The 11,836-nt window shown below is 68.7% G+C and carries 7 protein-coding genes; 3 read left to right on the top strand and 4 right to left on the bottom strand.

Annotated features, from left to right (window positions below):
- Positions 1-3 precede the first annotated feature (3 nt).
- The gene (locus tag ACFVRO_RS12260; protein WP_341942231.1) at positions 4-1,053 is read right to left on the bottom strand and encodes an AI-2E family transporter; all 1,050 of its coding nucleotides are present in this window, start codon (positions 1,051-1,053) and stop codon (positions 4-6) included.
- 182 nt (positions 1,054-1,235) lie between these two features.
- Here ACFVRO_RS12260 and ACFVRO_RS12255 point away from each other — a divergent pair, with 182 nt between their 5' ends.
- Complete coding sequence (locus ACFVRO_RS12255; RefSeq protein WP_386952654.1) at positions 1,236-3,182, top strand: glycosyl transferase; 1,947 nt, start codon at positions 1,236-1,238, stop codon at positions 3,180-3,182.
- Entirely contained in the window at positions 3,179-4,102 is a 924-nt protein-coding gene (locus ACFVRO_RS12250; protein WP_386952651.1) for a tetratricopeptide repeat protein, read from the top strand. Before ACFVRO_RS12255 ends, ACFVRO_RS12250 begins: the two co-directional genes overlap by 4 nt.
- 39 nt (positions 4,103-4,141) lie before the next feature.
- On the opposite strand, the gene glgB is transcribed toward ACFVRO_RS12250, so the two are convergent.
- From glgB to glgX, 3 genes are all read right to left on the bottom strand, one after another.
- Positions 4,142-6,346 carry a 1,4-alpha-glucan branching protein GlgB gene (glgB, locus tag ACFVRO_RS12245; RefSeq protein WP_386952649.1) on the bottom strand — a complete coding sequence of 735 codons (2,205 nt, stop codon included), beginning with the start codon at positions 6,344-6,346 and terminating at the stop codon, positions 4,142-4,144.
- Positions 6,343-8,415: an alpha-1,4-glucan--maltose-1-phosphate maltosyltransferase gene (locus ACFVRO_RS12240; RefSeq protein WP_386952646.1), complete on the bottom strand. Its 2,073-nt coding sequence runs from the start codon at positions 8,413-8,415 to the stop codon at positions 6,343-6,345. Before ACFVRO_RS12240 ends, glgB begins: the two co-directional genes overlap by 4 nt.
- A 65-nt stretch (positions 8,416-8,480) precedes the next feature.
- The gene (gene glgX, locus ACFVRO_RS12235; protein ID WP_386952643.1) at positions 8,481-10,553 is read right to left on the bottom strand and encodes a glycogen debranching protein GlgX; all 2,073 of its coding nucleotides are present in this window, start codon (positions 10,551-10,553) and stop codon (positions 8,481-8,483) included.
- 92 nt (positions 10,554-10,645) lie between these two features.
- On the opposite strand from glgX, the gene ACFVRO_RS12230 reads away from it, so the two are divergent.
- Positions 10,646-11,806, top strand: a complete 1,161-nt coding sequence (locus tag ACFVRO_RS12230; RefSeq protein WP_386952640.1) for a cysteine desulfurase family protein — start codon at positions 10,646-10,648, stop codon at positions 11,804-11,806.
- The last annotated feature ends 30 nt before the right edge of the window (positions 11,807-11,836 follow it).

The following is an 11,836-nucleotide window of genomic DNA, read 5'->3' as shown; positions in this document are numbered from 1 at the left end:
GGATCAGCGTTCGTTCATCCGGGGGATCAGCACCTGCCGGTAGATGATCAGGACGCTCGCGGCCACCGGGATCGCGATGAGAGCGCCGAGCAGGCCCAGGAGGCTTCCACCGGCGAGAGCGGCGACGACCACGACCGCACCGGGGACCGATACCGCCCGACTCATGATGCGCGGCGAGATGATGTACGCCTCGATCTGCATGTAGATGAGGTAGTAGATGGCCGCGGCGATCGCGGTCGCGGGGGAGCCGAGGCCGGGGATCAGGCACGCCAGCACGATGATCGTCGATCCCGTCAGCGTGCCGACGAGCGGGATGAGAGAGAAGAAGAAGGCGACGACGGCGAGGACCGCGGTGAACGGCGCCTGGATGATCGAGAGGAAGATCATGCTGAGCACGCCGTTGATCGCGCCCTGCGCGACCTGACCCATGACGTAGTACCCCACGGAGTCCGTGATCTGCTCGGCGAGGTCGATGAAGCGCTCGCGCTTCGACGCCGGAGCGAGCTGGTAGACCGCCCGCTTGAGTGACGGCGTCGACGCGGTGAGGTAGATGGTCAGGATCAGCACGATGAAGGCGCCGAAGAGGCCGCTGAGGATCGCCCCGCTTGCGGCGATCACACCCTGGCCGATCTCCGTGAGGTTCGTGTTGAGCCAGTCCTCCAGGTAGCTGAAGACCTTGTCCACATCCAGATTCGGGAAGGTGGCGACGATCCAGTCCCGCGTGTCGTCGATCAGGTTGCTGCGCTGCACGATGGCCGTGATCTGCGCGACGAGCTCGGAGATCTGATCGACCAGCACCGGCAGGACGATCAGGACGATCCCGGCGAAGACGCCGAGCACGGCCAGGATCGTCACGAGAACGGCGAGCCAGCGGGGGAGACGGCGCCGCTCGAGGAAGGACACGAGCGGGTCGAGGCCGAGGCTGAGGAACAGGGCGGTGCCGACGTAGAGCAGGATCGTCGACAGATTCTGCAGGCTGCCGATGAGCATCACACCCAGACCCACGCCGAGCGTCGCCACGAGGGCGGTGCGGAACGGGTTGTGGATCTTCATCGGAGCTCCTCGGGCGAATCGGCTGATGCAAGGCTATCGAGCAGAGCCTGTCCGGACGCTCCCGACGTGCCGTGGAGCCGGCCCGTCGACCCCTCGTGGGCAACACACAGGAGCTTTCGCTAGTCTGGAACGTCGAGTGTTGCGATTCGGACGGATGTCCGAGGCGCGTGAGGAGACTATTCGTGCGTTTCGTATGGGCCGTCGTGGCCTTCGTGCTGGCCACGGTTCTGATCGGTGCGGGCATCGCACAGCGAACCATCTTCCTGGGTCCCGACTCGCAGCAGACGACGGTCAAGGTCGAGGAGTCCGCTCCGTTCGTGATGCTGGACGGTGACGTGCTGCGCCAGCACCCCGGGGCGCAGACGCTGATCGTGCACGGAGGCGGAGACATCTTCGCCGCGTATGGTCGCACGGCCGACATGAAGGCCTGGCTCGCCGACACCTCGTACAACCACGTCACTGTCGGCAAGAGCGGCGCGTTGAACGTGAAGCTCGTCGAGGCGGAGAAGTCGGATGCCGCGGATCCCGGAACCGGCGACGGCTCGACGCCGGCACCCACCGAGACGCCGGCCGCCGATGACGGATCGACCGATGCGACGACCGGCGGACACAACCCCGCCGGATCTGACCTCTGGCTCGACTCCTTCACCAACGCCGACACCCTGATCGCCGACAAGATGCAGCTGCCCGACGGTGTCAGCATGCTGATCGCCTACGACGGCACGAAGAACGCACCCGAAGACATCAGAATCTCCTGGCCGCTGGACACCTCCACGCCGCTCGCGGGCCCCCTCGTCGCCGCCGGTGTGCTCGTCCTGCTCGTCGGCCTCGTCCTCTACATCCTCGCGATCCGTCACCAGCGCCGCGGACGTGGTCCGCGCCGCAAGGGTCCCGGCCCGCTCCCGGTGACCGAGCCCATCGACGTGGCCGCGCTGCCCGCTGCCGAGCGTGCAGTGATCGAATCCTCGGCCACGCCCGCCGACGCAGAGACACCGGAGGCGCCGAAGGAGGACGATCCCGACGCCACGCCGCCGAAGACCGAGATGCGGAGCGCGCGGCCGGCTCGCCGCCGCTGGGCGCTCGCCCTTCCCGCTCTCGCGGTCACGGCTGTCCTGGCGACGGGGTGCACCGCCGACTCGTGGCCGCAGCTCGAGGCATCCTCGCCCACCCCCACTCCGACGCCGACCGTCATCGCCCCGGAGAACCAGAAGCCGCCGGCTGTCACGGAGGCGCAGGCGAAGCGGATCCTCGAGAGCATCTCGTCGACCGTGGCGGATGCCGACTCCGCGATGGACATCGAACTCGCGAAGACCCGTCTCGACGGTGCCGCGCTGGCGACGCGCGCGACGGATTACGCGCTGCGTGCCGCGATCCCCGAGACTCCCGTCCCCGCGGTCATCCCCACCGATGACGTCGAGGTCGTGCTCCCCGAGGCGACCGATCGCTGGCCGCGCACCGTGCTCCTGCTGTCGAAGAGCAAGGGCGACGAGACCGTGCCGCCCGTCATCCTCACCATGACGCAGCAGGACCCGTGGTCGAACTACAAGGTCACCAACATCGCGGAGATGTCGGCGGACTCGGTGTTCCCCGAGGTCGTCGCCCCGTGGCTCGGCACCTCGCTCGTCCCGGACGATTCCGCGTTCCTCAGCCTGGCTCCGGGTAAGCTCGCCGCGGCGTTCGCCGACGTGGTCGATGCGAACGAGCAGAGCGCGTCCTACGGCGCATTCGATGAGCTGGCGCTCAAGTACGCGACCTCCATCCGCGACAGCAGGCAGGCCGTGGTGGACAACCTCGCCGCCAACAACGCCGCCGAGACCTCGCAGACCGCCTTCGACATCGTCCCGTCGGATTCGCCGCCGGTCTCGATGACGACCCTCGACAGTGGAGCGATCGTCGCGGTCTCCCTGATCGACACGCAGACGGTCACTCCGACGTCGGCGGAAGCCGTGATCCGGTTCGAGAAGAACCCCGAGGCGAAGGCCCTGACCGGAGTCACCGAGTCCGCCAAGGGTGTGGCCACGAAGTACGAGTTCCAGCTGTTCTTCGCCGTTCCGGCGCAGGGGTCGACGGAGCAGATCCGTCTCCTCGCCGTGCGGCAGGACCTTCTCTCCGTCGAGGTGATCAAGTGAGCGAGATCTCGCCCGCAGCCCTTCGCGGCGCCGTCGACCTGTCGACGCTCCGCAACCGCCCCGCTACGCCCGCGCAGGGAGCCCCTGCGCCCGGCGTGACCGACGTCGTCGTCGACGCCACCGACGAGTCCTTCGGCGAGATCCTCGAGATCTCTCGCACCGTCCCCGTCGTCGTTGACCTCTGGGCGGAGTGGTGCGGTCCCTGCAAGCAGCTCAGCCCGATCATCGAGAAGGTGACCCGCGAACTGAACGGCCGCGTGCTGCTCGCCAAGGTCGATGTCGACGCGAACCCGCAGCTTGCTCAGGGATTCCGCGCGCAGTCGATCCCCATGGTCGTGGCGGTCATCGCCGGTCAGCCCGTGCCGATGTTCACCGGTGCGGTGCCGGAGCAGCAGGTGCGGGACGTGTTCGCCCAGCTGCTGCAGCTCGCCGCGCAGAACGGCGTCACCGGCACGCTCACTGTGGGAGAGAGCGCAGAGCCCGCTGCCGAGCCCGAGGAGCCGCCGCTGCCCCCGCTGCACGCCGAGGCCTACGCCGCGATCGAGGCGGGCGACTACGCCGCCGCCATCGTGGCCTACGAGAAGGCGCTCGCGGAGAACCCTCGCGATGAGGAGGCGATCGCCGGCCTCGGCCAGGTGCGTCTTCTCGATCGCGTGCAGTCTCTCGACCTCCAGGCTGCTCGTGCGGCGGCGGCCGCAGGTCCGCTCGACGTGCAGGCGCAGTTCGATGTCGCCGATCTCGATCTCGCAGGCGGACACATCGACGACGCGTTCGGGAGACTGCTCGATCTCTTCGAGAAGCTGCCGTCCGACGAGCGCACCGCCGTAAGGGAGCGCCTCGTCGAGCTCTTCGGTCTCATCGGGGCCGCTGACCCCCGCGTCGGCGCTGCGCGCAACAGGCTGACCTCGCTGCTGTTCTGATCGATGCGCCGTGGGCCCGTCACGGGCCCACGGTCGCGATCAGCCGTGGTTGATGGTCGGCACGTGCGGCTCGCCCTGATAGCGCAGCCAGATCGTGGACAGGGCGGGAAGGGTGATCGTCGCCGTCGGCGCCTCAGCCCCGTCGGATCTCGCGACGACGACGCCGAGGTTCCCCGAACCGCGGCCGCCGTACTCCGCCGCATCCGTGTTGAGGATCTCGTTCCAGACGCCCTCCCGCGGAAGGCTCAGCCGGTATCCGGTGCGCTCGACGCCGGCGAAGTTGCTCACCACGACCAGGCGTCCGCCGTGTCCGTCGCGTCGCTCGAAGGCGATCACCGTCGGGTCCCAGCTCGGCGCGCCGAGGCGTGAGAAGGATGATCCGTCGTTGTCGCGCTCCCAGAGCGGAGCCTGTGCGCGATAGGTGCGGTTCATCGTGCCGACGAAGTCCTGCAGCTGCGCGTGCGACGGCTGCTCGAGCAGCCACCAGTCGAGTTCACGCGATTCGGACCACTCGGCCAGCTGACCGAACTCCTGCCCCATGAAGAGCAGCTTCTTTCCGGGGTGCCCCCACATGTAGGCGAGGTAGGCGCGCATGTTCGCGAGCTTGTGCCAGTGGTCGCCGGGCATCTTGGCCAGCAGGCTGCCCTTGCCGTGGACGACCTCGTCGTGGCTGATGGGCAGCAGGTAGTTCTCCCCGAAGGCATAGACGAAGGAGAACGTCATCTCGCCCTCATGGTGGGCGCGGTACATGGGATCCCGCTCGATGTACTGGAGCGAATCGTTCATCCAGCCCATGTTCCACTTGAATCCGAACCCGAGGCCGGCGTGGTCGGTGGGCGCGGTCACACCGGGGAAGGCCGTCGACTCCTCGGCGATCATCAGGATGCCGGGGTGCAGGCGGTACGCGGTCGCGTTGACCTCCTGGAGGAAGCGGATGGCCTCGAGGTTCTCCCGCCCGCCGTGGACGTTCGGCTCCCACTCGCCGTCCTTGCGTGAGTAGTCGAGGTACAGCATCGAGGCCACGGCATCCACCCGCAGTCCGTCGACGTGGAACTCGCTCAGCCAGAACAGGGCGTTCGCCACGAGGAAGCCGCGGACCTCCGGGCGACCGTAGTCGAAGATCAGGGTGCCCCAGTCCTGGTGCTCGCCCCGACGGGGATCCGGATGCTCGTAGAGCGCCTGGCCGTCGAATTTCGCGAGAGCGAAGGCGTCCTTCGGGAAGTGCCCCGGCACCCAGTCCATGATCACGCCGATGCCGGCCTGGTGGAGGCGGTCGATCAGATACCGCAGGTCGTCCGGCGACCCGAATCGGCTGGTCGCCGCGTAGTAGCCGGAGACCTGATAGCCCCAGGAGCCGCCGAACGGATGCTCGGCGAGCGGCATGAACTCGACGTGCGTGAAGCCGGCGTTCGTGACGTGCTCGATGAGCGGCTCTGCCGCGTCCCGGTAGCCGAGGCCGCCGCGCCACGACCCGAGGTGCACCTCGTACACGGAGAGCGGCTGCGCCACGGCGTGCGTGGCGGCTCTGCGCGTCATCCAGGCGCCGTCGGACCAGGTGTGCGAGGACTCCGTGACGACAGACGCCGTCTCCGGGGGCACCTGCGCGGCCTGAGCCATCGGGTCCGCCTTGAGGATCCAGTCGCCCGACCGCGTGCGGATCTCGTACTTGTACCTGGCGCCGAGATCGAGGTCGGGGATGAAGAGCTCCCAGACGCCGCTGACGCCCATCGAGCGCATCGCATGCGCCTCGCCGTTCCAGCCGTTGTGGTCGCCGACCACCCGCACGGCGGTGGCGTTGGGGGCCCACACCGCGAACGAGACGCCGGTGTCGCCGTCGAGACTGCGGGGATGCGCCCCGAGCACCTTCCAGAGCCTCTCGTGACGCCCTTCGGCGATGAGGTGCAGGTCGATGTCGCCGAGTGTGGGAACGTGGCGGTAGGGGTCGCCCACGAGGGTCTCCGGATCGTCGTTGTACGCGGTCGCGACGCGATAGGCCACCGGAGCGCCGTCGTGCTGGCCCTCCCAGATCCCGTGGGCGATGTGGGTGAGGTCGAGGCGGGTGCCGTCGGAGAAGACGGCCGCGACCGATGAGGCGAGCGGTCGACGGACGCGGATGATCGTCATCGTGCGATCCGCCGCATCCTTGAACGGATGAGCGCCGAGCACGGAGTGCGGATCGTGATGAGACGCTCCAGCGACGGTGGCCCAGTCTGCGGATGCCGTCACGTCTTCGACGTAGCTCATGCTCGTTCCCTCACCTTCAGGATGTGCACCGGCTCGCTGAACGAGTCGAGGCGCACGTAGTTGTGGTCTGCCCAGGTCCAGACAGCCCCCGTGACGAGGTCTTCGACCTCGAAGCTCTCACCGAGCGGCACGCCCCACAGGGTCGTGTCGAGGTGCACCGTGGTCTCTCGCACCGAGTGCGGGTCGACATTGGCGACGACGATGATCGTGTCGGACGCCCCCGTTCCGGTGAACTCGGCGTCGAGGTGCTTGCTGTAGACGAGCACCGCGTCATCGTCGCTCCAGTGGACCGACAGGTTGCGGAGCTGACGGAGTGCAGGGTGCTCGCGACGGATGCCGTTGAGGCGGCGGAGGAGCGGGGCCAGGGAGTCCCCGGCGGCCTCGGCTCCCTCCCAATCCCGCAGCTTGAATTCGTACTTCTCGTTGTCGATGTTCTCTTCCGACCCGGGGCGGGCGACGTTCTCGAACAGCTCGTAGCCCGCGTACACGCCGTAGACGGGGGCCGCGGTCGCCGCGATGCACGCGCGGATCCGGTACGCGGCGCGTCCGCCGAACTGCAGGTACTCGGTGAGGATGTCATGCGTGTTCACGAACAGGTTCGGACGCATGTAGTCGCTCGTCTCGTGGGAGACGGAGGTCAGGAACTCCTCGAGCTCCGCCTTGGTGTTGCGCCAGGTGAAGTAGCTGTAGCTCTGCTGGAATCCGACGGCGGCGAGTGCCCGCATCACCGCAGGGCGGGTGAACGCCTCGGCGAGGAAGATCACGTCGGGGTCGGTCGCGTTCACGGTGGAGATCAGCCACTCCCAGAACTGCAGAGGCTTGGTGTGGGGGTTGTCGACGCGGAAGATCTTCACGCCCTGCGAGACCCAGTGCCGCACGACGCGCAGCATCTCCTGGTAGATGCCCTCGGGATCGTTGTCGAAGTTCAGGGGATAGATGTCCTGGTACTTCTTCGGAGGGTTCTCCGCGTACGCGATCGTGCCGTCGGGGAGGGTCGTGAACCACTCGGGGTGCTCGACCACCCAGGGGTGGTCGGGGGAGGCCTGGAGCGCCAGGTCGAGGGCGACCTCGAGCCCTTCGGCCTGCGCCGCCCGGACGAACGCTCGGAAGTCGGCGGGCTTGCCGAGGTCGGGGTGGATCGCATCATGACCGCCCTCTGCCGCTCCGATGGCATAGGGGGAGCCAGGGTCTCCCGGCTCGGTGGTGAGGGTGTTGTTGCGGCCCTTGCGGTTGGTGGTGCCGATCGGGTGGATCGGCACCAGGTAGATCACGTCGAACCCCATGGCGGCGACGGCGGGGAGGCGCTTGGCGGCCGTGCGGAACGTGCCGCTCTTGATGGTGCCGTCCTTCAGGCGCTTCGCGCCCTCCGACCGCGGGAAGAACTCATACCAGGCGCCGACGCCCGCGGCCGTGCGCTCCACGAGGAGCGTCTGCGGTGCGGTCGCCGAGCGAAGGGTGGTCAGCGGGCGATCGTGGAAGATCTGCGCCAGCTCGGCATCCGTCGACGCGGCGAGAGCGAGGTCGGCATCCCCGTCGGCGAGCGATGCGGCGACCGCGGCGAGGTGCTTGCGCTGCGGAGCGGGGCGGTCCTTCTCCGCCGCGGCGCGGAGGAGGAGCTCTGCGCCGAGCGCGGCCATCACCGGCACGTCGACGCCGGCCGCGATCTTCAGCTCCGCGGCGTGCGCCCAGGTCGCGAAGTCGTCGGAGAAGGCCTCGAACACGAAGGTCCATGCCCCCTGGGCGTCGACGGCGAGCTCGGCGTCCCAGGTGTCGGTACCGTCCTTGCGAGGGCGGAGACGGTGGAGTGACTCCTCGCCCCCGGGGGAGACCAGCCGCAGCTGGACTCCGATGATGTCGTGCCCCTCTCGGAAAGCGACGATGCTGAACGGCACCACTTCTCCGACGAAGGCCTTGGGGGCGAACCCTCCGGGCACCCGGGGGGCGCCGTTCAGCAGCGGGATGCGCGTCGTACGCAGATCCTCGCCGTCCGAATGGGCACCGAGGGGGCGCAGGGGGATCTGAGAGGGGCTCCGAAGAGCCGTGGTCCGGGTACTCGCGCGTGCTGCCACACCCTGAATGTACCGCTACCCGAGCAACGCGGGTAGCGAGGTGACAGGGCGGGTCGCGCTACGATTCACTCGACCCGGAAGAGGCGCATCGACGTGCCTGGAATGGGCAGCACGTCGCCGGGTGCGAACACCTCCGCGGCATCCGACGGACGCTCATCGGCGCTCGACCAGAGCTCGACGAAGCGCGTCGCTCCCTCGATCTCTTCGGGCAGCCGCACGTCGATCGGCGCCTCGGTGCCGTGCACGATCAGGAGGATCCTGTTGGCGGCCTCTGTGTCGGGGGTCGAGGCGGCGACGTACTGGATCGTCCGGTTCCCCGGGTCCGTCCACTGCTCGCTCTCCATCGTCTCGCCGTTCTGGTCGAACCAGTCCATGACGCTCGCGTTGGGGATGTGCTCGCCGAGCCGCGCGTACTTGCTCGGGCGCAGGGCGGGGTTCTCGGAGCGGAGCGAGATGAGACGAGCCACGTGCGCGCGGAGGTCCTCCTGCCACGGCTCCTCATCCCAGCCGAGCCACGTCATCGCCGAGTCCTGCGCGTAGGCGTTGTTGTTGCCGCGCTGCGTGCGTCCCACCTCGTCGCCGGCGGTGAGCATGGGGATGCCGGCCGAGAGCAGCAGAGTGCCCAGAAGGTTGCGCATCGCCTTGCGCCGTGCGGCGAGGATGGCCGGGTCGTCTGTGGGGCCCTCGATGCCGTGGTTGAACGAGCGGTTCATGTCGGCGCCGTCGCGGTTCTGCTCGCCGTTGGCCTCGTTGTGCTTCACGTCGTAGGAGACGAGATCGTGCAGGGTGAAGCCGTCGTGCGCGGTGACGAAGTTGATGCTGGCCAGGGGGCCGCGCTCATCGGCGAAGGTGTTGGACGATCCGGCGAGCCTGGTCGCGAACCCGCCGATGCCGACGGGGGCCGACGCGCGTCGTGCGTAGTCGATGTCGCTGAGCCAGAAGTTGCGGACGCGATCGCGGTAGCGGTCATTCCACTCGTGCCAGCCCGCCGGGAAGTTCCCGGTCTGCCAGCCGCCGAGGCCCACGTCCCAGGGCTCGGCGATGAGCTTCGTGTCCTTGAGGACCGGGTCGTTCGAGATCGCGGTGAGCAGCGGGTGCTCGGGGGTGTAGGTGTGCGCGGCGTCCCGGGCGATCGCGGTCGCGAGATCGAAGCGGAACCCGTCGATCTGCATCTCCTCGGCCCAGTAGCGCAGCGAATCGAGGACGAGTCGGGCGCCGGCGTCCGTCGATGTGTTGACGGTGTTGCCGCATCCGGTCGTGTCGATGTACGCGCCGTTCGCGTCCTGTCGGTAGTAGCTGGCGTTGTCGATGCCGCGCATGCTCCACCGGGGACCGCCGAGACCTTCCTCGGCGGTGTGGTTGTAGACGACGTCGAGGATGACCTCGAGACCTGCCTCGTGGAGGAGCCGGACCATGCCCTTGAACTCGGCGAGGACCGCTTCGGGGCCGCCCTTGCGGGACTCCTCCGTCGCGTAGGCGTTGTGCGGAGTGAAGAAGTTCAGGGTGTTGTAGCCCCAGTAGTTCGTCAGGCCGCGTTCGAGCAGCCGAGGCTCCGGCACGAACGCGTGCACGGGCACCAGCTCGATCGAGGTGATGCCCAGAGAGTGGAAGTACTCGATCATCGCGGGGTGGGCGAGGCCCGCATAGGTGCCGTGGAGCGCGGGAGGGACATCTGGCTGGCGCTTGGTGAGCCCCTTCAGGTGTCCTTCGTAGATCACGGTGCGGTCGAGCGGCACTCGGGGCTTCTGCGACTGGCCCCAGTCGAAGCCGTCGACGATGACGACGGAGCGCCATTCCTCGTAGCCGTCGCCCTGGGCGAGTCCGCGGGCGTAGGGGTCGAGGAGAAGGGTCTCCGGGTTGAACGTGTTGCCGGGGCCGTGCGGTCCACCGACGCGCAGGGCGTAGCGAACTCCGGGCTGGAGGAGCGGGGTCGTGACCTCCCAGACGCCTCCGGGGAGACGCTCGAGGTCGGCCTGGTCGGTCACCCAGTCCAGGTCGGTGGCGTCGAAGACGACGAGCTCGACGGAGGAGGCGTTCTGAGACCAGACGCGCAGGGTGCCGACGCCGTCGTGCAGACGGACGCCGAGGTTGTCGAGTGCTGGACCGCCGGGCACGGTGAAGTCTCGGTTCGCGGGCATAGGTACACATTAGGGGGCGGGGCTCGGGTCTCACGACAGGGCGTACTCAGTTCCGTGTGCCACGGTGCCGGAAATAGGGGAGAGTTGTAGGGATGCGCCACTACCTCGACCATGCAGCGACCACGCCCCTCCGTCCGGAGGCGCGCGAGGCCTGGTTGGCGGCGACGGACGTGGTGGGAAACGCCTCGTCCACGCACGGAGCGGGGCAGGACGCCCGCCGTCTGCTCGAGGAATCGCGCGAGCGCGCTGCCGCGGTGCTCGGATGCGAGCCCATCGAGGTCGTGTTCACCTCCGGCGGGACGGAGTCGATCAACCTCGCCCTGCAGGGTCTGTGGAGCGCGAGGGCGGAGGGCGCCGACGCGATCGTGATGCCGGATGCCGAGCACCACGCGACGATGGACACCATCGCCTCGTTGGTCGCCGGGGGCGCCGTGCTGCGTCCTGTCGCGGTCACCGCGGAGGCGCGCATCCCTGTCTTCGGCTTCGCACAGGCGCTGCCCGGTGCTGCGCTCGCGACCGCCCTGGTCGCGAACAACGAGGTCGGAACCGTCAACGACGCGCGTGCACTGAGCGCAGCCGCTGCAGACGCCGGTGTGCCGCTGCACCTCGACGCCGTGTCCGCCCTCGGTCATCTCCCGCTCTCGTTCCGTGCGCTCCGTGGCGATGCGTCAGGCGGGAGCGGTCTCGTCGCCCTGAGCGTCGCCGGGCACAAGATCGGGGCCCCCGTCGGAGTGGGGGCGCTCGTCGTCGCCCGCACAGCGCGGATCGCCGCTCTCCTGCACGGCGGAGCGCAGCAGCGCGGTCTTCGGGCGGGTACGCAGGACGTGCCGGGCGCCGCCGCGTTCGCCGCCGCCCTCGAACTGGCTTCCACCGAGCTCGACGCGGAGACGGAGCGGCTGATCCTGCTCCGCGACCGGCTGGTCGACGGCGTCCGTTCGCTCGTCCCCGCGGCGGTGCTGCTGGGCGACCCGGTGGACCGCCTGCCGGGCAACGCGCACCTGCTGTTCCCCGGAGCCGTCGGTGAGAGCCTGCTGTTCCTCCTGGACATGGCAGGGATCGCGGCATCCACGGGGTCGGCCTGCCAGGCGGGCGTCGCCGAACCGTCGCACGTCGTCATGGCGATGGGCCACAGCGAGCAGGATGCGCGCAGCGTGTTGAGGTTCTCGCTCGGGCGCACCTCGACCGACGCCGACGTCGACGCGGTGCTCTCCGCCATCGCGGATGCGTACGCGAGGGCGTCCGCGGCGCGTTGAACGCACTCGGAGCCCGTCCAGCCGTGCCCT

Origin of the sequence: Microbacterium sp. NPDC057944, from assembly GCF_042887445.1 — a bacterium.
Taxonomy (GTDB): Bacteria; Actinomycetota; Actinomycetes; order Actinomycetales; family Microbacteriaceae; genus Microbacterium; species Microbacterium natoriense.
The sequence above is the reverse complement of the archived record's forward strand: the minus strand, read 5'-3'. Positions and strand labels throughout refer to the sequence as shown.